The organism is Gardnerella sp. DNF01195 (assembly GCF_049244175.1).
Taxonomy (GTDB): domain Bacteria; phylum Actinomycetota; class Actinomycetes; order Actinomycetales; family Bifidobacteriaceae; genus Bifidobacterium; species Bifidobacterium leopoldii.
Genome location: NZ_CP058383.1, coordinates 832,793 through 857,703 on the forward strand (window position 1 = coordinate 832,793; position 24,911 = coordinate 857,703).

Sequence of the window (24,911 nt, forward strand, 5' to 3'; positions counted from 1 at the left end):
TATATACTTCAGCCTATTCTATCAAGACTCAAGTCATTATGTTATTTATTTCAAAAATTCGTCAGTAGACAATTCTTTTGCTTGCGGAGTTTTATGAGTTACTTTGCCTTTAGAATCAGTGTAAGCACCTTCCTTACTTAAGAAGTTAAAGTAAGCTTGAGCGCCTTTAACATCAGTGGTTCCGAACACAAATTTTCCGCTTTTAATATCCGCGCGATTGCCCCAATATTGACCGTCAACAATCATCTTCATGCTACGCTTAACAAACTTTATGTCGAGATTAGCATCTTTTGCTTCTTTCACAAGAATTTCAGAAGCCTCATCAGGATGTTCATAAGCATATTCATATCCGCGCTTTGCAGCTTTAACAAATGCTCGAACAAGCTTAGGGTCTTTAGCTACAGTACGCTTATTTGCAATTATTCCAATAGTATCTGGCTGACCTGGCACACCGTAGTCGCCCTCCATGAAGCAGCGAAGCTTTGGTCCAAACATTTCAGACTGTACACCTTCCCAAGTGCCGTAGAAGCCACCAAAATCAGCTTTACCAGATTCAAGAGTTCTAAAAGTTGAAGTTCCAACAGTCACTTTGTCGAACTTACCTTGACCGCCATCGTGTTGAATCATCCTACGAATTACAGCATCACCTTCAGCTGAACCAAAAGTTGCAAAAGTACGACCATCAAAATCTTTTGGAGAATGAATCTTATTGTTCGAAGCAAGTGAACACCAAATAGCACTTGGCTTTTGCTGAACTTGCATAACTTGCTCAAGATTTGCTCCCTTTGTTGAAAAATCAGCAGCATTTGTCAAAGTACTAAGAGCAAAATCAGCAACACCACTATCAACTGCATGTTCCGAACCAGTCTGAGCAACAGCAAGTATATTGACATCTAATCCGGCATCTTTAAACCATCCTTTATGCTTAGCAACATAAATACCAATATGATTAGTATCCGGTGCCCAAAATAGCATAAACGACACTTTACGAAGATTTGCATTCTTACTACTACTTGCAGATCCACATGCCGAGAAAGAAAATACGCAACACGCAGAAAGAATAAACGCAAGAGTACGCTTTACAATACGCATATTCATGAGTTCCCTACTTTGTTTCTTGTACCGTTCTTCTGGGAAAGTGACACGAACTCGGCAGAAAACGGTAACAAAGGGCCTAGCCCGCGCCGTTCAATGCCCCTGAGCAGATTCAATCTGCTACAGTTTGCCACACATTGACTCACGAAACATTTAGATTATGCATGATTAAATAGACAAATAAAAAATCTCGTACACTATTAAACTCACAGAAGTTGTGCGCTTCTAATAGAATGTACGTGCTATTTGTAGTTTTAAATAATTCGATTGGGGCAGCAATCGAAGTCATTTAAAGAAAGGAATCGAGTTTTCATGACGCAATCGCGTTTTAAACGTATGCTAATTAAATATCTGCCAACTGTATTTTCTGTAATAGTTTTACTTGTTTTTTGGCAGTATGCATGCGAATATTATAAAATTTCGGAAAATTTGATTCCAACACCATCTTCAATTGTTCAATCAACAGCTGACGCTTTGCCAACTCTATTACCTGCAGCATTAATTACAACACAAGAAACAGTTATCGGTTTTTCTATTGCAATAGTAGTTGGAATTCTTTTAGGTGTTATTTTCCATGTTTGTAAGCTTGTTAAATCTGCTTTATTCCCTCTTTTATGCGCAGCGCAAACTATGCCATTAATTTCTATTGCGCCAATTTTTTTGATTTGGTTTGGTTTTGAAATATCGGGGAAAATTGTAATAGTAATGGTTTTCAGCATGTTCCCTATTGCTGTGCAAACTATACGAGGTCTTGACGCCGTTCCAAGTTTTTATACAGATGTTGCTTTAACTTGTGGAGCAAATAGAACTTGGACTTTGTGGCATGTTAAATTAAGGGTTGCAGCTCGCCAAATTTTTGGTGGCATACGCATTAGTGCAGCTTATGTTTTTGGAACTGCTTCAACTGCAGAATATTTGGGAGCCAAAGATGGGCTAGGAATTTGGCTTCAATTCGCTTATAACTCATTTAGAACACCACTTATTTTTTCTGCAACAATAGTAATAATAATTCTTACTGCGCTTCTTATGTGCATTGTTAACGTTTGTGAAAGAATTATGATTGGTTCAGCAGACGAAGATGATGACCCAGATAGCCAATTGTGAAATTGCATTAAAACAGCACATGTGAGTTACAAAAGTGACGAAAATAACGCAACATTCGCTACTTTTGTAACTCACAAACTGAGATATTAATGAAAACTTACTACTTACCTGATTCTTCTTTCATTGCTTCATTAATAGCATCGCTCAGCTCTTTTTGCGCCTTTCCGTAAGCTTCCCAGTTTCCGGATCGCATAGCAGAATCAGAATCTTTTAACGCTTGAGCTGCACGTTTAAGTGCTTCTTTAGCTTTTTGGCTCATAGAATGAGATTTTTCTGAATTCTTAGACTCACTTTCCTTAGAGCTACCTTCTTTAGAATCAGCATCCTTAGATTCATTACTTTCAGCAGCATTGTTTGAAGAAGAATTATTAGAAGCATCACCAGCCAAAGCACCCGAGTTTCCGCCAAATACTTGATTAAGTGCTTCATCTAACGTATCTGCAAATCCAACTTGATCTCCAAACGCAACTAACACCTTCTTAAGCAAAGGATAGCTAGTAGAACCGCTAGATTGCACATAAACAGGCTCTACATAAACCAGTCCTCCACCAAGAGGTAATGTAATCAAATTGCCACGTTTAACTTTAGTAGAACCGGATTCAAGCAAATTCAATTCTTTAGAAACATTTGCATTAGCGTTGAAATTATTCTGAGCTTGGCCAGGTCCTGGAACATTAGATATCTTGGGTAATTCTTGCAAACGAATCTTACCGTAATTTGAACCAATCTTTCCAGGAGTATCCCCCGCATCTGAATCAACAGACAAGAAACCAGTCAATATTTCACGCGTACTTTTACCAGCTGGAATATAAGTAGAGACAAGCGAAAATACTGGTTTCTTTGCGTCTCCAGTTTGCAAAGTCAAATAGTATGGAGGTTGCAAAATATCTTCTTTTTGTGCTTTTTGAGATTCAGTTGGATCAACAGGAATCTGCCAGAAGTCTTCTCCAGAGAAGAATTGACTTGCGGTATCGACGTGATACTTTGCTAATAAGTGACGTTGAACTTTAAACAAGCTTTCTGGGTAACGCAAATGCTTCATCAAATCACCAGAAATCTTAGAAATGTCATGATAGTGACCTGGGAAAATTGATCTCCAAGCTTTGATTACAGGGTCTTTCGTATCCCACACATACAAATCAACAGAACCATCATAAGCATCAACTGTAGCTTTCACAGAATTACGGATGTAGTTTGCGCGTTGATTAGTCAATCCTTTAATAGAATGAGAAGTTGTTGTTGTGGAATCTTGAGTTACCTTACCAAAATCAGTCATCTGAGAATAAGGGTAAGAATCAGAAGTAGTATAGCCATCAACAATCCACTTAACGCGACCATCTACTACTGCAGGATAAACTCGACCATCCAAAGTTAAGTAAGGAGCAACCTTAGACACGCGTGTCTTAGGATCACGATCATACAAAATTTGAGATTCAGAAGTCACACGATCAGAGAAAAGAATCTGATCAGACCCAAACCTAATTGCATGCAAAAGTTTAGAGAAGAAATTGCCTAAACTTGGACCACCATTGCCATTAAAAGTAGTTAATGCACCTTGAGAACCAGTCGGATAATCAAACTCCCATGGAGCTGTCCCTTTTGGAGATCCAACGATAGAATACTCAGGAGCATTCGGAGAGAAGTAAATACGTGGTTCATACTTTTGCGACTTAGTAAGTTTGCCTTGAGCAGGAATACCGTACTCCATGAATTGCGGCTGACCATCTGTAGTTACTTTATTTCCGTAGGCTGCAACAATTCCGTAGCCATGCGTATAAACTGTATGATCATTAACCCAGTTTCGATTATCGTTTCCAGCTAAATCGAGTTCACGTGCAGCGATAACTGTATCTTGACTTACACCGTCAATATCGTATTTATCAACTGAAAGCGTATCTGCGAAAGTGTAGTATTGCTTCGATTGCTGCAATTGGCGGAAAGTTGGAGACGTAACTTGTGGATCTAACAAACGAATTTGCGCAGTTGACTCTGCTTCTTTTGATAATGCACCTGATTTACCTTTAGAAGTAGCGTTATACGATTCTTTCTTTACATTATTTAGACCGTAAGCAAACTTTGTAGCATCGATATTACGCTGAATATAAGTAGCTTCCAATTCCTGAGCATTAGGAGCAACTTTAAATCGCTGCACAAGTGCCGGCCAGGCAAAAGATATAACAATTGAGCAAACAATCATAAAAGCTAAAGCAATAGTCGGAGTTTTCCAAGCTTTTACAGCAGTTTTAAAACGAACTGAAATTGGTGCTTCTACAGATAAAGCGTGAGATTTCATAAACCAAAATGCAATAACAGAACCAACTAACACTGTAATTACTGCCATAACTATGCTTCCAGGAACTCCAGCATTCATATCCGTGTATGAACCGCCAGTAATACGAGGACCGTCAAGAGTTACAACAGCAAACATGTCTAAAATTTGCTGAGCTGCCCAAGACAAAATCACAAGCATAAACCATACAGAAATTTGTCTACGTGCTCGTTTTGTAATACTTAATATGCTTTTACCGTCGATAGGCATACTAAAACGAATTGCTCCCATAAGAAGATGCGTAATAATAGAGAAAACAAGGGATATTACCAATAAGAGCACAAATGCACTTATAAATAACCTTAATCCTGGTAGTACGAATACATAAAACCCATTGTCAATTCCAAATTGCGGATCCTTAATGCCAAAAGGTTGGGCGTTAAACATTAACAAAATTTGCGCCCAATGATTGTAGAATTTAAATCCAAATACCGCGCCTACAATCAATGAAAAAATTCCTGCAACATGCAAAGCAAGCTTTGAACTAATTCCCTGCTTTAAATCAATAACATTGCCTTTAATTCGAATATAAGTTCCATCTGCATTGCTTGGACGCGCTTTTATTGCCAAAGCTGCAGACAAGTAGCCAAAAGCAGACATTAATATTGCATAAAGCACCCAAACGCCTACTTTTGCTGCAAGTTGAATCCAAATAACGCTTTCAAAGCCTAGCTGTGAATACCACATGCAATCAGTTATGAACCTTGCGAGAGCAAATATTGCAGCTATAGCAAGCACAACGATTAACACTACTATCGCAAGAATCCACCGCCATCTTCTTGAGCCGCCAATAAATTTACCTACATTAAACTCTAATCTCATAGAACGCTTATGCTCCTTATTTTCAGTGCTCTTATAATCGCTTTTATTGATATTATTACTTTCGCTATTTTTTGGAAAATCGCCTTTGTTCTCTAGTTTTTTCTTAGCTTCTAATAAATCACTAAAGAGGTCACCAAGGTCACCATCATCACTATAATAGTCTGCCCAATCTTCTATTTTTTTTGTAAACTTTGAAAAAGTCTTACCTTTGTTTTCACTATTAGAATCGTCTTTAGCATCCTCTTTAGAATCGTCTTTAGCAACAACATCATCACTTTTATTATCTTCATCAATGCTTTCTACAATTACATCTTGCTCAATAGAATCAGTAGAATCGTTATCTTGTTGGCGCTTTTTCTTTCCGTCGCTTGTATAATCGGCACGCTTATGCGTCTTAGTATTTTTAGGTTTTTTAGCCATATACACGCCAAAAGCAGCCCATGCAACGCCAATAATTATTTCTATGATGAGTTTCAACATAAAGTTAATAGTACTATATTAATTATTCCCACTCTACATATTATGTAATCAAAACTAATTACAAAAAGCGCGCCCGCAAATTAATGCAAGCGCGCTTAAAGCGATTAAATTAAATCAAATTGGAGCATTTAAGCTAGGCAACATCAGGATCATCTTTAGCGATCGTACCAGTAAGCTTTCCAATAGCCTTCAATAAGTGATATACAACCAACACCACAACGGTTCCGATTGCAATACCGTTGAACTGAATGCCAGAAATAGCAAACTGGAAGTTAGCAATACCAATAATCATAACGATTGCAGCAATCATAATATTCACTGGCTTATCGAAGTTCACTTTGTTTTCTACCCAGATTCTTACGCCAATCATGCCAATCATGCCGTAAAGCAAAGTGGTCACGCCACCGAGAACACCAGCTGGAATTGAGTTTACAACAGCACCAAACTTTGGGCAAAGGCTCAGGATGAATGCAAAAGCTGCAGCACACCAATAAGCTGCAGTAGAATAGACCTTTGTTGCGGCCATAACACCGATATTTTCGCCGTACGTAGTAGTACCACAGCCACCGAATAAACCAGCAATAGCTGTACCAAAACCATCTGCAAATAATGCAGTTCCAATCTTAGAGTCATAGTCGCGACCAGTCATTTGAGCTACAGACTTTACGTGACCAACATTTTCTGCAATAAGAACAAGTACTACCGGCAAGAACATAAGTAGAACAGAGAAATCAACTTGTGGAGTGTGGAATTTAGGAAAACCAATCCAAGAAGCTTCTTCAATCTTTTTAAAATCGACTTGACCTTGGAAGCATGCATAAGCGTAACCAACAAGAACACCTAAAAGAATATTTAAACGACCAAGAAGACCGCGAAATACTACAGCAATAAGCATTACAGCAACTAATGTCACAAGAGCCGTATCTGGAGCTTTCTGGAAATTAGTCCAAACTGCAGGTCCTAAATTAAAACCAATAATTGCAACGATTGCACCGTTTACAACAGGCGGCATAATAATGTCAATCCACTTAGCTCCTGCAAAATGTACAAGCACACCTATAAGAGCAAGAAGTAAACCTGTGCACATAATGCCAAAGCTTGCAACTGCAATACCTTTATGAGCTGTTGTTACAGCCATAACAGGTGCTATAAGACCAAAAGAGCTTCCCAGATAACTAGGAAGCTTATTTGCGTTAATAAGTAAGAACAGTGCTGTAGAAATAGCAGTGAACATCAATGTTGTTGATGGATCAAAGCCTGTAAGAATAGGCACCAAGAACGTAGCACCAAACATTGCAATAACATGCTGAGCACCAATTCCAGCAGTACGAGTCCAAGTCAAACGCTCGTCTGGCTCTACAACTTCACCAGGCTTTAACGTTTTACCATTACCGTGAAGCTGCCACGTGAATAATGAATTCATTTCTTCTCCTTGCAAAAACAAGCTATGCAGAATGTTGTGTAAACAAGTGTCGCTAAAAAACAAGCACTCATTGAGCGCTGGGATGGCAGCTTCTGGGAGGTCCATTGCACCACCGACCCATATGCCAAAGGGACATTCTAATGTTGCAAAACGAAAGTGTCGAGCATAAGAAAAAAATTACAGTTTTGTTTTTTATTTTTGTTGGAATATCAAGCAAAGTCGGCGTGTTGAAAAGAATGCAATGAACACCAACTAAAGTTGATACTTACTAACTTATGTTTATAAAATAATTAAAGTTAGGCAAAGTTAAACAATCGCAAAATTAGTGAACACATATTCAAGCAAGTAATTTTTGTAAATATTCTTGCAAAACTAATGCGTGATTTACTTTTGGATTTTTTGCAGCATACAACAAAGTTATAGTTTGATACTTATTAAACAAATCCATAATCACACCAACAGCTTCATGATTTGAATCAAGTTCTTCAACATAACGATGCGAAAATTCTTCAAAATGCTCCGGGTCATGATTAAACCACTTGCGTAACTGCGAAGTAGGAGCAATATCTTTAAGCCATTTATCAATATGAGCATATTCTTTGCTTATACCACGCGGCCAAAGTCTATCAACCAAGACTCTCACACCATCATCTTCACTAACCGTTTCATACACACGCTTAATCTTCACAGTGCACTTGTTCATAAAATCTCCTTTATACGTTTACTATAATCGCAGCTTTATTTATTTTTTCAAGGAATTATTTACTAGCAAAAGATATATGCGATATAAATTGAGTTATTATGTTCGATTATGTGATTTTATGTCGGCGTGTCGCGTTTATTTGCAGCAAAATTATATAAAATTTGCTTAATTTTTTAATTTATGTTCGTTTTTGTCCGATTATGGGAGAATACTTGGCTAAATGGTTAATTTCTTTGATACATGGAAAAAGAAAATCTGCACCATCGATATGGCTCTTATTGCTGTATTGACACTTCTAGCTTCCTTCATTGGTAGCTGGCTTAAGCAGTACCCAGGTTTCCAATTACTTGGTGCTCTTATTATTGCGTTGCTTGTTGGCATGGCTCTGCAGCTGCCATTGCACGTGTACAAAATGAATAATGATTCAAGGCGAGCAGGCGTTAAAAGCGCTGCTGGTTTGATTGCAAACAAACTTCTTCGCCTAGGTATTATTCTCCTCGGATTTAAGCTGAATTTGCATGATTTGTTTACCAAGGGCATTAAATGCTTGCCTATTGCAGCTGTGTTAGTTGCAATAATGGTTTGCGTAACTTATAACATTGCTAAACTCTTGAAGGTAAATCCTCAGCTTGCAATGCTTACAGCAGGAGGCACAAGTATTTGTGGAGCTGCTGCAGTTATGGGTCTTTCTGGCTCAATGCCAGTTCTTCCAGAAGAGGAAGATGAGAAAGAACAGAACGAAGTTATGGCTGTTGCAACAGTTGCAATTATGGGCACTATTTACGCTCTTGCTGAAATCTTCATCCTGCCTAACTTTGGCATGACTAAGCAGCAGCTTGGCATTACAGCAGGTGCATCACTTCACGAAATCGCACATGCCGTTGCAGCTGGCGGAGCATTCGATAGTATCGATGTTGCAACAATCATGAAGCTTTCACGAGTTCTTATGCTCGTTCCAGCCTCCATCTTTATTGCAATTTGGTGGAATGCTCGTCATAGCAAAGTTGAAAATGGCGGAAAGCATAAGATTAGCTTCCCATGGTTTATGCTTGGCTTTATTGCAGCATCCGTTATTGGAACTTATGTTCCTTTCATAACAGCTCACGCATCAACTCTTGTAGAAGCAGGATACGTTTTCCTTGGCATGGCTATGGCTGCACTTGGAATTAACGTAAACTTCCGAGCTATTTTTAAGCAAGGTCGCGCAGCATTTGCAGCAAGCTTCCTAGCTTCTATTGTTTTAGTTGCTTTGGCTTATGCAGCTGCAGTACTGTTCTTCTAAATAAAACATTACAAAATAGTTTTGCTTAACAAATGAGGGTCTTCGTTTGAAGATCCTCATTTTATATTCTCGATAATTTATTTTCGTGTATTCTTGAAAAATCTATCCAATATGCACAGCCGTTCCATCAGGAATATTTTTATAAAACCATTTGGCATCCGCAACGCTTAAACGCACACAACCATGCGATGCAGGCTTTCCAAGCTTCATGCCTTCTGACGGAATATATTCTCCAAAATTATAATTCGTCGGCACAGAATGGAATAAATATTGCGATCCAATAAAAGCAACCCAGTAATCCGCTCCAACTTTTTCATCTTGATTAAAGAAATGATCACCACGACCATTAATTTGATAATTACCATGAGGAGTCGAGTCTTTTATTCCAGAACTCATAACCATTGAATACACAGTTTTCCCATGAGCAATAATATAAACACGCTGTTTTTTCAAATTTACATTCACATGCAAATCCGAAACCTTTATTCCTGTAAGATTAGGATAGGCTCCACCAGTAGGATATTTCCAAAAATTAGGTTTAAGTAAAGACTTATTTTCTAGATAATTTTTGCAATATTTTTTAATAAAAGATTTATCATTACCGTTCAGTTTGCTTATTTTGCAATCAATTTTTTCACGCTCACTCAAATTAATTTTTTTTAACTGAGCACTATGCCTTAAAGAAGCAGAAACAACATTAGAAGTTTCAAAACCAACAAAGCAGAAGAACGGAATCAATAATGTAGCCAATAAAGCTGATGCAACACAACGAGCAAAATTAGAACTACGCTTCCACCATTTGCAAAATCTTGCAACAATGCGAACACACTTGCGTATATCGCTCACAAAGTTACGAATAAATTGCATAACATCTCCATTGTAAAAGCAAAAACGTCGCTCCCCCTAGTTTAACAGCAAACCGAGGAGAGCAACGCTTAAAAAAAAATAAATCTTTTATTTATTATGATATTAAAATCACTCGTAACATAAAAATCATAAATTTTTTTGAACGAACATGAAAATAATCATACATTAAATTTGAATTCGACAATATCACCGTCTTGCATCACATAGTCGCGACCTTCAAGACGAAGCTTTCCTTCTTCCTTAATTTTTGCCATAGAACCGTCAGCAGCAACGAAATCATCATAAGATACGATTTCTGCCTTAATAAATCCACGCTCAAAATCAGTGTGAATCACACCAGCAGCTTGTGGAGCAGTCCAACCTTTATGAATCTGCCAAGCGTGAACTTCCTTAACACCAGCAGTCAAATAGGTTTGAAGACCTAAAATATCGAATCCCACACGCGCAAGTTGATCCAAACCAGATTCCTTCAAACCAGCATCTTCAAGCATTTCACGAGCATCAGCTTCGTCAAGTTCAGTAAGCTCGGACTCAAACTGAGCATTAAGGAATATTGCTTTTGCAGGAGCGACAGATGCAGAAAGTTTAGACTTCAAATCTTCATCAGCCAACTCCGAATCATCCACGTTAAACACGTAAATAAATGGCTTAGCAGTGAGCAAGTGTAAATCATACACATCGTTTTTATCAATAAGCTTTTCGTTATGAGCCTGGTCAATAGTCTTTCCAGATTCAAGAATTTCCTTAGCTTTATTTACAGCGTCTACGTATTCCTGCGTAACTTTCTTACCGCGCAAATCCTTTTCCAACTTTGGAAGAGCATTGTCAATAGTTTGCATATCGGCGAGAATTAGCTCAGTATTAATCGTGTCAATATCGTCAGCAGGATCTACTCTGCCGTTAACATGCACAATATCATCATCATTAAATGCGCGCACAACTTCGCAAATAGCGTCTGCTTCGCGAATATTAGCAAGGAACTTATTGCCCAAACCTTCACCCTCGGAAGCACCCTTAACAATGCCTGCAATATCAACGAAAGTAACTGTTGCTGGAACAATCTTTTCAGTATTAACTAATTTAGCTAAAACTGGAAGACGATGATCCGGAAGCGGAACAATACCAGTATTAGGCTCAATAGTTGCAAACGGATAATTCTCCGCCAAAACGTTGTTGCGGGTTAAAGCATTAAACATAGTGGACTTACCAACGTTTGGCAATCCAACGATTCCAATAGTTAAAGACATATTTACCTAGTTTAGACCAGCGCCGGGAAAGCCGACACAACTTGATTTTATTTACTATTTATTTTCAATAGCATCAACTGCAGCAATCACATCTCCCCTAAATCCGCGAGATTCTAGCTCAGCAACGCCACGAATAGTGGTTCCTCCAGGAGAGCACACTGCATCTTTCATAGCACCAGGATGCGTGCGCGAATCCATGTATAACGCACCTACTCCTTCAATCATTTTTGCAGCCAAACGGTAAGCACAATCACGTTGCAAACCATACTTCACACCAGCATCACTCAATGCTTCCATGTACATTGCTGTAAAAGCTGGAGCGCAGCTAGAAATACACATTGCAATATTCATATGATCACTAGTCACTCGCTCTACCAAAGAAATTGGCTCAAATAAAGCATTAAACATTGAAAGTTGACTATCAGTAAGCGTATGAGTAGTTTCAGCTAAAGTCACACCTTGGCCTACAGAAATAGGAGTATTAGGAATAATGCACTGAACATGAGCTTCCTTGCCAAGTAGTTCCATGTAACGCTCAAGCGTCCAACCGGCTGCAACGGAAATAACAGCAATACCTCGTTCATTAATAATTTCACAAATTGGCTTAAGTACTTCAGCAACCTGATATGGCTTTACAGCAATAATAATCGCATCACTTGCTTCACATACTTCTTGAGCAGTGTGCATAGCGCGAGCGCCAATCAGCGAAGTATTACGCTCGAGTTTTTCAAAATTATGCGCGCACGCAACAATATTTTCACCTTGTAATACGCCAGCATTCAGTGCACCTTTAGCGATTGCTTGTGCCATGTTGCCATAACCTATAAAACCAACAGTTTCAGATACACAAGTACTCATACACGACCCCCTTTAGCGCATTGATAAAACAATAGCGCACTCATTACTAAGCAAACAGATGTATAGCATAGCAAAGAGTGCACTATAATCATTGCGCATATTAAAATTATTACCTTTATATATGGCTTATCTCTTATAAATTCCCTCTAAATCACCACGATTCAGCGCCTCATCAAACAAATGACGGAAAACAATGTCTCCATGCAAACCATCATGCTCAAACTCGTTCGTTGTCCAATAGTGGGAGTTGGCAATACGAGAAAGAGTGTCAAGCTGAAGACCAGAATCGACATACATGTCATCAAAATACACTGCTGATTGCAATGGAACTTCGTTATTAGCAAGTTGATCTTGATCGTAAATTTTGCCAAACTGCTTATCTTTCATCAAGCAGTCAACAGCTGGAAGGAATGGTTGCAAAGCTTTCTCTTGATCGTACATCCAAGGAAACATTGCTTCACCTGTAAACATAATAGGGCGAGCAGAACCAGAAAACTCTGGCATAGTTTCTCGAACCTGCTGAGCAGCCCACAAAATTGGGTGTTCCAATTCACCATCAGCATAAATAAATTCTTGTAATGGCCAATAAAGTGGACTAGAAGCTGTAGAATCCATGACACCATACACAAATTCGTCACTTAAACTACCTGCAGAAGCTCCTCCGCCGTGCTTAAATGCTTTCAAGGAACCATCACCATCTGCAAACGCAGAGTCAATTAACCAATGCACTCGTTCAAAACTTGGTTTCATTCCAAATGAAGAACCCAACATTTGGAATCGCTCAACCGTAAGTTTTTCACCGTTCGGAAGCACAACATCACCCTGTGCAATACGATCTGCAATAGCTGCAGCACGAGCAACATCTTGCGGATAGCGCTCATAGAATTGCTCAGTTTTACGCGCCATACGAGGAAAAGTATGCTCATAGACTTCACGCGCATTTGCTGGAACGTGAGGAATACCTCCTGTTGTAAAGCTTGCAATTAACCCTTGAGGGAATAGTGATAGATATGTAAGAGTCAAGAAGCCACCATAGCTTTGACCAAGTGAAACCCATGGCTTAGCATCGAATTCAGTAAGTCGCAGATGTTCAAAATCGCGAATAATAGAGTCAGCCAAGAAACGCTTTAAATACCAGGCTTGTCGCTCAACACTTACACCGTCATCTGCCATGCGCTTCATAGTTGAAGCGTCTACTCTTGAAGAACGCCCAACACCACGCTGATCCGGCAAGACTACGCGAAAATGTTTAATAGCTTCTTGAATCCAGCCATCACTAGAAGGCGAAAGTGGTCGTGGACACTGCCCACCAGGACCTCCTTGCAAAAATACTAATAAAGGCAAATTATCATGTACATGCTCAGGAGCACAAACTACTCTACAGAACAATCGGATTGTTTCGCCTTTAATAGCTCCACCAGGAGTGTTTCCTTCCCAATCAAGCGGCACGTCAATTGCACGTTCTTCGATATGCAATCCCGGAACATAATAGCTTGTAAGTAACGCCATTTCGCACTCCCTTTCTGTACTCTTGCATGCTACATGCAATGTCAATTACACATTCTTATATAAATCATACTCAAGTTCGATTGTTCTATAAAGTGCTATGCACTAGCCTAGTAATTATGAAAGTACCTAATATGTTTCAAAGTGTTATACAGTCCTTACGAAAAGAGCTCACATTAAACGACATATTATGGGGTATTATTCCACTTATTCTTTTTATACTTTCAAACAATAGATATAGTATAAGCTATGTTGACGGTTTACTGACTCAGGGTTCGCTGGTTACAGTAGCGCTTACAAATATCGTTGTTGCACTACTACTTTCAGTAAGAAAGATATGGCCTGAACAGGCGGCTATTATTTTTATTGTTATTTGCATTGTGCAAGTAATATTTGGTCCAGCTCAACTTTTCGCTGATTTCTTTGGTTTCGTGCTGCTTGTTAACGCTATTGCGCGCGGAAACCCAACGCATACGAAAGTTTTTGTTATTACAGCTTACATAACAACCATATTATCTTGCGCATTAATATCGTGGAATGTTGTAATGGGACCAATATATGGCAATAATCATTCGAAATCTAGTTATACCTGCAGTGTACGAAATATAAATAGCAGTAATATAAAAAATTGCGTTTCAAATATACTTAATTTTGCGATTCCTTCCATAATTTTTGCGATTATTATTACCACTATTACGGTTATTATTGGCTACTGGCAGCGCACTCATGTGCATACTATTCAACTTTTGCAAGAACACAATAACGCTATTCGCGCGTACCGCCGAAAAGCTCAACACATTGCTGTTACTGCAGAGCGAGCAAGAATCGCTAGAGATATGCACGATATTGTTGCTCATACGCTTTCTATTATTATTGTGCAAGCAGATGGCGGCCGTTATGCCGCAACACAAAATATTTCGCTCGCTAAAAAAACAATGCATATTATTAAAAATGAAGCTGAGCGCGCCGTTCACGACATGCGTAGGCTGCTAGAAGCTTTAACTGATGCACCTTCTAACGACACAAATTTGAATCACGTGCCATCACTTATTGAGCAAGCGCGAATTGCTTCACCAAATAATATTTTTTGGCATACTGTTGATGGCATAAATTCTTCTCATAAACTCAACAAAGCTGCACAAACTGTAGCATATAGAATTATTCAAGAAGCACTTACTAATATTCGCAAGCATGCAGGCGAATGCGTTAAAGTAAACATTCATGAAGAATGGAACAACCAAGGTTTAAAACTAAAAATTACAAATGAAATACACAAAATCGAAGTTAACCAAACGCAAAATAGCAATGCGCAGCATAAAAACGGTTATGGCTTAATTGGCATGAAAGAACGCATTGAAAATCTTCACGGAACGCTTAATTACGGGAAACTAAACGATGGAACGTTTAGTATTGTTGCTTTTATTCCATATTCTTACAGCACAGACCCGTCAAATACTACTGCTTCTGTATTAAATAGTATTCCTAACGTTACTTATAAGAATGCAAAAATTAATAATCAATCAGTAGCGCAAACAAAACCGGCAAATGCAAATGTTCCAACCTCATCAAAAGTTTTTCCAGAAGTAAATGCTTCACAAAATAAGATCGAGAAAGTATCACAATGGTTTGAACAACATTGGCTTATTGGAGACATTATTTATGCAGCGCCTTGGATTGTTCTGATGCTTTTTGTGCCAACTTATGATTTTATTCTTGGAGATGGAATGTCTTCACAATATTTCAACTCACTTTCGTTAGAAATATTTTATAGAGTATTTACTCTTGCAACCATGGTGCCGTTTATGTTCCGTAGAAAATCTCCAACAACATGCGCAATTGTTGCCGCAATATTTTCTGCAATACAGCTAATATTCTTACCTAATATTTTGTTTGCTAACTTATTCATTCCAAGCATTATTTATGCTGCGGTTCTATACGGCAAAAAGCGCGCATGGCAATGGATTAGCGCAATAGTACTTTTAGAATCTGCTATTTTTGCACTAAAAATTGGCATCGCATCAAGAAATATTCCAAAAAATGCAACTCCAATACAATTCTTTACATCGAATATAGACACGACTAATTTTTATATCATTACGCAAATGGCATCCGTAGGATTAGTTTTTGGTTTCGCAGTTGCGTTAATTTGTTTTACAGTTATTGCGTTTGCTTATTACCGAAGAAACGATGACAATAATTTATTGCTTCTAAAAACACGCAGAACAGAACTCGAGCAAGAACAAAAACAGCTAGAAGTACTTGCAGCAAACGCAGAAAGGCAGCGACTTAGCTCAAATATTCAGCAAAAAGTTGCTGTTACACTGCATAAAGTAATCGATGCCGCAAATAACGGAATTGATATGCTAAATAAATACGAAAAAGCAAATAACAATACAGAAAATCGAAAGTCATCAGACCCAGAGCAATCACAGGGACAAAGTGAAGAAATTAGTAAAGCTTTCAAAAATATTGGAGATGAAGGTCGCTCAGCACTAAAATATATGCGAAAATTGCTTGGAATTTTGCGAGAAACAGGATCAAGCGTTAATTCAGCAAATAATGGTGCGAATGTAACTGAAATTGCAGTTCGCCCTGCTCCTTCGCTCGATGAGCAAATTCAACACAGTGCATTAAATAAGCAAGAATAAGTTGATACTATAGAAAATATGGAAAACAATGGAGTAATTCGCGTTACAATAGCAGACGATCAGGAGCTTGTTCGTGCAGGATTTGCTATGGTAATTAACTCGCAGCAAGATATGCAAGTTGTTGCTCAAGCAGCGAATGGAAAACAAATAGTAGAGATTACAGAAAGAGATCATCCAGACATTATTCTTATGGACGTTCGCATGCCTGTAATGGACGGATTGGAAGCAACTCGCAAGATTCTGCAGCAAAAAACTAACGAAAATACTAAAATTATTATTCTGACAACTTTTGATTTAGACGAATATGTTATGGCTGCAATTCATGCTGGTGCTTCCGGGTTCCTTTTGAAAGATACTGAACCTGAAACTTTGCTTAATTCAATACGAACAGTGTATCAAGGAAACGCAATTATTGCTCCGACTGCTACGAAGCGTTTGATTGAAACTATGATTCAGCAAAGCAAAGTAGCAACAAATACTACAGAAAACAGTGCTGCGAATTATACCGCACAAGCAAGTTACGATGTACAAGCAAGTTCGACTGCGCAAACAAATCCGGATGTACAAGAAACACAAAGCTGCACATACGAAAATTCTGCTATTCCAGAACTTACTGATAGAGAACGCGAAGTTCTTGTTGAAATTGCTCACGGACTTTCAAATCAGGAAATTGCTGACAAACTATTTATTAGCTTGCCCACAGTAAAAACGCATGTTGCGCATATTTTAGGAAAAATCGATGCTAGAGACCGCGTTCAAGCTGTAGTTTTCGCTTACGAAAATGGCTTAGTTAAGCCGTAAAAATATAAAATTGCGGCTGTTTATGCATAGACACAAATAGCCGCAATTTAGATTATCAACGTACCTAGTAGCCTTTTAATTTATGCTCTTGGAAGGCGACGGTGACGCATAACAGTCACGCCGGCAGCAGCAGCTCCAGAAATAGTTAATGCACCCAAAACGCCTAGCATTATAGTGCTAAGCATATTACCAGAAGACTTGTTTTCGCCTGCAACTTTAGCTTGAGCTTGTGGCTTATTGCTTTCAACAGGAGTCTTTTCTTCAACTTCCTCAACATCACCCTTGTTATTTTCAGGCTTCGTAGAGTTTTCTTCTGAAACCTGTGATTCGGTTGACTTGTTTGTTTTTGAAGTATTGTCTGTCGGAGTCACAGGCGAAGAAGAAGTATTAGCAGCAGCTGGAGCATGAGATTCGGCTGCAGAAGAAACCTTTTTAACTATTTCAACAACCGGAACTACTACTTTCTGAGTATTTGCATCAGAAGGCTTGGAGCTTGGCACTGCTGGAACCGCAGAAGCTGCAGGAACAACATGAGTTGAATTATTTTCAACTTGAACTGCTGGAACCGCAGGGGTTGCAGGAGCAGCAGGTGCCGACGGAACAGTAGGAACAGTAGGAACTGGTACTGTTGGAGCCGCAGAAGCTGGCGGCACAACCGGAGAATTAACAGATGGCACTGGAACCTTAGCTTTAGGAACCTCAGAAGCAGCATTTGATTGTGTATCGGATTCGGCAGGAGCAGCTACTTTCGGAGCAGATGCTACTGGAGGTGCAGGGACTGGAGCAGCATGCTCTTGAGATTCATTATCTTTTTTAGAATCAGAAGGTGCTGGAGCAGTAGGACCAGTCTGTTCTCCTGATTCTTTTGCCTCATTATTACCAGCAGAACTGTTACCACTTTGCTGATCTTTTTGATCTTTTTCCTTCTTCAATTGAGCTTTAAGAATAGTAACTTTAGCTTTAGCTTCCTCAAGATTCTTTTCTGCGTCCTTTAAAGAATCCTCAGCTTGCTTCTTTAAATCACTTTTCGCAGTTCTCTCCTGAATCTGATTGTTCTTAAATGTTTTAGCGCCTTCAAAGCCATTTCTTAATGACTTAATTTTTTCATCTAGTTTCTTTTTGTCGTCAACTAACTTATAGTTCTCAATAATATTATTAAGAAGCTTTGTTTCAGACTCTGCTTTCTTTACTTCAGAATCTTTACTGTTGGAAGCTTCAAGCTTACTAGCTACATCTTTTTTAGACTCATCAATTTGATCTTTAATTTTTTGAAGATCTTCACTTACTTTTTCAAATTCTTGCTTTGCATTCTGGAAAAGAACTTCTAATTCTTTCACAGTTTTTTCTTTAGCAGCAACAAGTTTCTTATTTTCTTCAACTTTTTTGCTAAGTGAAGTTTGATCATTAGAGACTTTTCTAAACTGCTCCGCTATAGAATAAATATTATCACCATCGTTTGGATCAACTTTTTCTAATGCGGATTCCAATTCACCGATTTTTGTATCATACTCTTTAATTTGAGCAGAATCACTTGCAATAGATTCATTAAGATTATCTACTTCTTTGTGAAGATCTGAAATCTGTGATTCATATTGTTTTATATTAGCTGCAGCTCTTTCTTTTGTTTGACTTTTTTCTTCTTCGTCACTTTGCAAAGCATCAAGAGCTAATTTTGCATGATCATATTGCTCTTTTAAAAGTTCATATGCGGCTTTTAATCCAATAAGCTCGTTATCCTTTTCTTCTTTGGATTTTTCAAATTCTGCAATTTTTACTTTTGCGGCTTCGGAATCCATTTTCAATGCATTTTCAGCTTCTAAAAGTTCCTTTTCCTTATCTTTCTCAACGTTTTCAAATCCTTTTTCAGTTTCAGAGATTTTACTTAAAAGATCGTCAAATTCTGCAACTTTTTTCTTATACTCTTCAATTTGAGCTTCTAATTGCTGAACCTGCTCTTCAGCTTTTTCAATTGCTTCTTCAGTAGATGCTTTTGCAGTCACCTCTGTTTGAGCTTGCGTATTTTGTACATCCTCAACAGCTTCTTGCGCCCATGCTGGCATTGGGCCTTGCAGGAACAAAACAAATCCTGCGATTGCTGCGGCAGATTTTTTCTTGACCGTTACCATATTTGTTACTCCTTGCTCGTAGCGGCCTTCATGTCTAACTTATGTCAGCAGTCATCCTTGAGCATAACAAAGGAATAAATACATTTTCAACGCTATTTATTCGGAATATTTCCGATAAAACTTGTCATAATGAATAATAATCGTATTATTTTTGAAGACCATTAATAAAAAATGCCAATTATGCACATAATATTATATAATTCGAATAGTTATACACAATAATTTTTAAAAAATAATAACAATATTACAAATTTTTTCAGAGTGTCGAAAAAGCCTAAGAAAAAGATAATGCCGATAAGTAAAATTTACATACCGGCATTATCTCTATTTTTTCTGCAACTTAACTTCTACAGACTATCTTTTCACATATGTTCTTACGAAATTTAGTCCTCCGCGAGCGCAACTACTGGCGAAGACTTTACTGCTCTACGAGCTGGAAGAACGCTGGAAAGAAGCGCTGCAAGCAAAGCGATTAGAGCAAGAACCGCGTAAATAGTCCAATCAATTACAAACGGAACTTTGCCAATTGCGCTAAACACCATGTAGGATCCAATCCACCCAAACGCTGTTCCAACAATCAAGCCAGAAACGGTGCTTGTTAAGGAAATCAACGTTGCTTCCAACGCAAGAGATCTTCTAACCTGTCCTCTTGTCATGCCGATTGCTCGCAAAGTTGCAGATTCTTTGGTTCGCTCAATAACAGACAAGCTTAATGTGTTTGCAACACCTATTAAAGCAATCACAACAGCTACTGCTATTAAGCCAACAAGCAACATCATCATTACGTCGATAGCACTTTCCCACTGCGCTCGCTGGAACACGCTTCCACCAGCCATAACCTCCGCATAGCTAGATGTAATATTTCTAATATTCTTAACAATATCTACAAGATTAGCTTTGCTAGAGTCTACCGAAATAAGCAGAATATGCGTTGTAGGCTTAAGGTAGTTATTGAAGTAAGATTTGCTCACAAAAGCAGTATTCCTTGAATATATATTGACATTCCTATACTTCTTAAACTGAACTTGCTTTACAGTAATGCTCTTATCGTTATTACTCGGGTCTGTATTCATTCCGGTAAATGGCGTAATATCATCACTGTCTGTTTCACCAGAACTGTACTTTTCTACATAAGCTTGTAGATTAAGGTTTCCTTTTTTAAGTTCAAAGGGTTCTCCCCCTTCTTCGTTAAACTTAGGCAAAAGCACAGAATCTTTGTTTATATTAACGCCATCAAGATCAGTGTGCATTACATTTTTAAGTTGATTTACATTATCAACTCCAGCTGCCATAGCATACTCAGTTTTGCCCTTAGCGTTCTTAAAAGTCATAGGAACTGCAGGAAGCAACTCAGTATGCTTTATTCCACTAATCTTTGAAATGTCGGCAGCTAAAGATTCATCAACATTCTTGCCTTGAATAATAATGTCAACACTGTAATGGTCATCAACAACACCTTTAAGAGTTGCTTTACCACAAATTGCGCCCGTTACTACTGTAGAAACAAGCGTTACTCCAATAAGCAAAGCTGTTCCAGTTGCTGCAACTCTTCTAGGATTTCTTTGCACGTTTGCATTAGCAACTTTAGACGCGGGCCCACAAAGCGCCATAATTGCTCCAGTTGCCTTCATAGCAAACGGCATCCAGAATGTTGCTGTAATAATAATGCCAATAAAAACAAGCGCACAACCAAACATTGCTCCAAGCAAAGTCATCCAAGAGTCAGAACCAGCAGTAGGCGACTTACCCGCAATCATGCTTGCCAAAGAAGTAGCACTTAAAGCCGTAGCTAAAATACCTACAACAATAAACAGAACGCCAAAAACAGCGCGAATAATGCTTGCACGCTTATCTTTAATCAAATCCATTGGTCGCAGCGCTTCCATAGGCGTTACTTTTGTAGCAGATCGAGCAGCACTCATAGATGCAAGAACTGTTACAATCGTGCCAATTGCTATTGGCCACACAATTGCCGGAAGTGAAACAATCAAAGGAATCTTAGATAACGGTCCAGAATTAATATTCACATTACTAATTGCGCCCATAAATCCGATTGCGCAAAGCACACCAACACCTGCAGAAATAACTCCAAGTATTGCAGCTTCAAGCAAAACTGCCGCATAAAGCTGGTGTGACTGTGCGCCGATTACGCGCAAAAGCGCAAGAGTTCGTCTACGCTGTGCAACTAATACTTGGAATGTGTTTGCTATAACAAGCGAAGAAATAAGCAACGCTAGGATACCAAAAGATAGCAAGAACATGGTTACAAAATTAGTGCCGTTAGACACATTTCGAACAGCTCTTACGCCAACTTCATGCCTAGACATAAGAGAGAATCTCGAAGGAAGCAAAGAGTTAATCTTAGGAGATAAATCGTTTATTTTAGATTCATCAATACTCATGTACACTTTGCTTTGCACAACTTCATTGTCAAAATTCTTAAGATTGTTGAGTTTTGCACAAAAATCATTCGTTACTCCACCAAGATACGTGCCGCGATTTGAAACTGGTATTTGAGAATGTTCTCCATCGTCTACAAGACCAACCACACGAACATCGTACGATTTTTCTTTATCTCCGCCAGTGTCATCTACTTTAACCAAAGTTATAGTATCGCCAATGTTTGCATGTATTGATTTTGCAATACTTTTAATAAGCGTAATTTCGCCTATTTTTTGCGGATCTCTACCTTCTGTTGATTTATAAACAGGAAGATTTCCATACAAACCACTAGACCAAGCAATACTTGTAACTGATTTATCACCTTTTTCCACTCTTACAAGCGCAGTCGCATCGTCACTACGAATACCGTTGATACCAGGCATCTTCGATATTTTGTCTAAATGAAGGTCTTTGTAATGAATTTCACTACTCGGAGAGCTGTTAGGATTTTTAAATGAGATTGCATAATTTGCGCTACCGAATTCATTTGTTGCGTTACGAACCATCAAGTCATCAACGCTGTTTGCAAAAAGCAAAGTAGCGCTCATAAACATGCTGCCTATAAGAATTGCAATTCCAGAGGCGATTAGCATGCGCACGCTTTTACGCATAAGTTTTAGTGCGATTTTCCACATTCTAACTTCACCACCTTTTATTGCAATTGAGCAGGCTGATTATTAACGCCAGCCTCGCTGCGTTCCATAAGCATCTTGCTCATTCCTTCTGCAGTAGGATTTTGCACGTCTTCAACGATTTGACCATCTGCAAACACGATTGCTCGATCCGCATAAGACGCTGCAACAGCGTCGTGAGTAACCATAATCACAGTTTGACCAAGTTCCGTTACAGACTTCTTCAAAAAATGCAAAACTTCTGAGCTGGAAGCAGAGTCAAGATTACCGGTAGGCTCATCCGCAAAAACTACGGAAGGCTTAGAGATTAAAGCTCGAGCAATTGCAACGCGTTGTCGCTGACCGCCAGAAAGCTCAGCAGGCCTATGCTTTAAGCGATCTTGCAAGCCAAGAGTTAAAACCAAAGTATTAAACCATTGCTTATCTGGCTTTTTGCCTGCCAAAGTAAGAGGCATAAGAATATTTTGCTCAGCACTAAACATTGGAAGAAGATTAAAACTTTGGAAAATGAACCCAACCATTTCGCGTCGCATAAGCGTAAGCTGTTTATCGCTCATTCCTGTAATATCTAGGCCATCTACCAAAACTTTTCCAGAATTAACGCTGTCAAGACCAGCCAAAGAATGCATTAAAGTTGACTTTCCAGAGCCAGACGGGCCCATAATCGCAGTGAACTTGCCGCGCTCAAAGCTAACACTAACGTCTCGCAAAGCGTGAACAATGCCTGCACCCTTGCCAAAATCTTTAACAACATGCAAAGCTGCAACTGCCGTCTCACCAATCAAGTTTTGGTTAAAATCTGCTCTAAAATCTAAAGCATTTTCTTGCTCGTATGAGCTTGTTTCGTACGGACTGTTCATAACTGCTCCTTTTCTTAAAAAGTAGTAATCGCATAGTTATCTACTGCTAATACTTAAATTTACGTGAAAAGACTGCTGGTTACTATCGTGCGTAAGGCGGAAATTATTGAGAAAAAATTAGCATCTCATCCTAAAGTATGATGCGTAAATTTACATAATGTATAAAAAATCGGAGCACATACAAATACGAATGCGCTCCGAATAAAATGGTAATGGATCTTCAGGAATATTTTTAATTAATAATTTTTTACTTTGCTTTCTCTTTTCTATTTAAGCAAGTCCTGCTTTACGAACAGCGTCAAATCCGCGCTGCAAATCGGCAAGAATATCGTCAATATGTTCAGTTCCAATAGACAAACGAATAGTGCCTTCATGAATGCCCTGATCTTCCAATTCTTCAGGAGTTTCCTGAGAGTGCGTAGTAGATGCAGGGTGAATAACCAATGACTTTACGTCAGCAACGTTTGCAAGAAGCGAGAAAAGCTGTAAATTGTCAATAAATACGCGAGCTGCATCCCTTCCACCTTTAATATCAAACGTAAAAATAGAGCCTCCACCATTCGGGAAGTAGCGCTTATAAAGCTCGTGATCAGAACGACCTTCAATAGAAGGATGACTTACAGATTCAACCTCTGGCACAGTTTGCAAATATTGAACAACCTTCAACGCATTCTCAACGTGACGCTCAACACGCAAACTCAAAGTTTCCGTGCCTTGCAAAAGCAAGAACGCTGCAAACGGGCTAATGCAAGCGCCAGTATCGCGCAAAATAATCGCACGAATACGAGTCACAAAAGCCACAGATCCTAAAGCATCATAGAAGTTCAAACCATGATAGCTAGGGTCAGCTTCAGTAAGAGTTGGGAATTTTCCAGGGACTTTAGCCCAATCAAAATTGCCGCCTTCAACAATAATGCCACCAAGAGTTGTGCCATGGCCGCCAATAAACTTCGTAGCAGACTCAACTACAATATCTGCACCATGCTCAAGAGGGCGGAACAGGTACGCAGTTGCAAAAGTGTTGTCAACAAAAACAGGAAGATTGTGGCGATGCGCAATCTCGGAAATAGCCTCAAAATCAGGCAAATCAGCATTAGGATTACCAAAAGTTTCAAAGTACACGAGCTTCGTATTCGGCTGAATTGCATCCTCGAAGTTCTGAGGATTCTTAGGATCCACAAAAGTAGTTGTTACACCATCTCGAGGAAGAGTATGACGAAGAAGGTTATAAGTTCCACCATACACATTCTTTGAAGACACAATGTGATCGCCCTGCTGAGTGATGTTACGAATAGCATAGTCTACAGCTGCCGCACCAGAAGCAACAGCCAAAGCTGCAGTTCCACCTTCAAGAGCTGCAATTCTACGCTCAAAAACATCTTGAGTAGAATTCGTCAAACGGCCATAAATATTTCCAGCGTCACGCAAATCAAAACGAGCAGCGGCATGATCAAAATCGTGGAACACGTAGCTTGTTGTTTGATAAATAGGAACTGCACGAGAATCAGTTGCCGGATCCGCCTGCTCTTGACCAACATGCAACTGCAAGGTTTCAAAATGATACTTTCCTTGCGTTTCTTCAATATCGCTCATAATACCCCTCCAGTTTTGCGACTTTTTAAACAGTAGATTAGCTTGCTTCAGCTTACTTTGCGCATCCGCTTACTTTTCCGTTTTCTGTTTACA

16 protein-coding genes are annotated in these 24,911 nt (G+C 38.9%); 4 read left to right on the plus strand and 12 right to left on the minus strand.

Translation table 11 applies throughout. From position 1 onward, the window contains the following. Positions 1-45 precede the first annotated feature (45 nt). Entirely contained in the window at positions 46-1,098 is a 1,053-nt protein-coding gene (locus HXT43_RS03125) for an ABC transporter substrate-binding protein (protein WP_004106862.1), read from the minus strand. Positions 1,099-1,407: 309 nt separating this feature from the next. Between HXT43_RS03125 and HXT43_RS03130 the strand changes: the two genes are divergently transcribed. Then, positions 1,408-2,199, plus strand: coding sequence for an ABC transporter permease (locus HXT43_RS03130; protein WP_101886008.1), 792 nt, complete (start codon positions 1,408-1,410; stop codon positions 2,197-2,199). A gap of 100 nt (positions 2,200-2,299) precedes the next feature. On the opposite strand, the gene HXT43_RS03135 is transcribed toward HXT43_RS03130, so the two are convergent. From HXT43_RS03135 to HXT43_RS03145, 3 genes are all read right to left on the minus strand, one after another. Continuing rightward, positions 2,300-5,830: a UPF0182 family protein gene (locus HXT43_RS03135; RefSeq protein ID WP_116442688.1), complete on the minus strand. Its 3,531-nt coding sequence runs from the start codon at positions 5,828-5,830 to the stop codon at positions 2,300-2,302. A gap of 133 nt (positions 5,831-5,963) precedes the next feature. Next, positions 5,964-7,253, minus strand: a complete 1,290-nt coding sequence (locus HXT43_RS03140; protein ID WP_004119362.1) for a uracil-xanthine permease family protein — start codon at positions 7,251-7,253, stop codon at positions 5,964-5,966. A 337-nt stretch (positions 7,254-7,590) separates the two neighbouring features. Then, positions 7,591-7,956: a DUF488 domain-containing protein gene (locus HXT43_RS03145; RefSeq protein WP_101892149.1), complete on the minus strand. Its 366-nt coding sequence runs from the start codon at positions 7,954-7,956 to the stop codon at positions 7,591-7,593. Positions 7,957-8,176: 220 nt separating this feature from the next. Here HXT43_RS03145 and HXT43_RS03150 point away from each other — a divergent pair, with 220 nt between their 5' ends. Beyond that, positions 8,177-9,238 carry a YeiH family protein gene (locus HXT43_RS03150; protein WP_032842515.1) on the plus strand — a complete coding sequence of 354 codons (1,062 nt, stop codon included), beginning with the start codon at positions 8,177-8,179 and terminating at the stop codon, positions 9,236-9,238. A 102-nt stretch (positions 9,239-9,340) separates the two neighbouring features. Here HXT43_RS03150 and HXT43_RS03155 read toward each other — a convergent pair whose 3' ends face one another. From HXT43_RS03155 to HXT43_RS03170, 4 genes are all read right to left on the minus strand, one after another. Next, complete coding sequence (locus tag HXT43_RS03155; protein ID WP_004106885.1) at positions 9,341-10,105, minus strand: L,D-transpeptidase; 765 nt, start codon at positions 10,103-10,105, stop codon at positions 9,341-9,343. Between the two features lie 158 nt (positions 10,106-10,263). Next, entirely contained in the window at positions 10,264-11,352 is a 1,089-nt protein-coding gene (gene ychF / locus HXT43_RS03160; protein WP_004106888.1) for a redox-regulated ATPase YchF, read from the minus strand. Between the two features lie 54 nt (positions 11,353-11,406). Further along, entirely contained in the window at positions 11,407-12,210 is an 804-nt protein-coding gene (proC, locus tag HXT43_RS03165; RefSeq protein ID WP_004106891.1) for a pyrroline-5-carboxylate reductase, read from the minus strand. A 126-nt stretch (positions 12,211-12,336) separates the two neighbouring features. Further along, positions 12,337-13,719, minus strand: a complete 1,383-nt coding sequence (locus HXT43_RS03170; protein WP_116442687.1) for an alpha/beta fold hydrolase — start codon at positions 13,717-13,719, stop codon at positions 12,337-12,339. A gap of 116 nt (positions 13,720-13,835) precedes the next feature. On the opposite strand from HXT43_RS03170, the gene HXT43_RS03175 reads away from it, so the two are divergent. Both HXT43_RS03175 and HXT43_RS03180 read left to right on the plus strand, forming a co-directional pair. Continuing rightward, positions 13,836-16,364, plus strand: coding sequence for a sensor histidine kinase (locus HXT43_RS03175; RefSeq protein WP_410299618.1), 2,529 nt, complete (start codon positions 13,836-13,838; stop codon positions 16,362-16,364). 18 nt (positions 16,365-16,382) lie between these two features. Further along, on the plus strand, positions 16,383-17,165 hold the full coding sequence (locus tag HXT43_RS03180; protein WP_004106900.1) for a response regulator: 783 nt from the start codon (positions 16,383-16,385) through the stop codon (positions 17,163-17,165). A gap of 80 nt (positions 17,166-17,245) precedes the next feature. On the opposite strand, the gene HXT43_RS03185 is transcribed toward HXT43_RS03180, so the two are convergent. The 4 genes from HXT43_RS03185 to HXT43_RS03200 form a co-directional block, all read right to left on the minus strand. Next, positions 17,246-19,291 carry a chromosome partitioning protein ParA gene (locus HXT43_RS03185; protein ID WP_410299617.1) on the minus strand — a complete coding sequence of 682 codons (2,046 nt, stop codon included), beginning with the start codon at positions 19,289-19,291 and terminating at the stop codon, positions 17,246-17,248. Between the two features lie 383 nt (positions 19,292-19,674). Continuing rightward, positions 19,675-22,368, minus strand: coding sequence for an FtsX-like permease family protein (locus HXT43_RS03190; protein ID WP_116442686.1), 2,694 nt, complete (start codon positions 22,366-22,368; stop codon positions 19,675-19,677). A 17-nt stretch (positions 22,369-22,385) separates the two neighbouring features. After that, the gene (locus tag HXT43_RS03195) at positions 22,386-23,225 is read right to left on the minus strand and encodes an ABC transporter ATP-binding protein (protein ID WP_004106907.1); all 840 of its coding nucleotides are present in this window, start codon (positions 23,223-23,225) and stop codon (positions 22,386-22,388) included. A gap of 270 nt (positions 23,226-23,495) precedes the next feature. Continuing rightward, complete coding sequence (locus HXT43_RS03200; protein WP_101886003.1) at positions 23,496-24,818, minus strand: O-acetylhomoserine aminocarboxypropyltransferase/cysteine synthase family protein; 1,323 nt, start codon at positions 24,816-24,818, stop codon at positions 23,496-23,498. Positions 24,819-24,911: the final 93 nt, after the last annotated feature.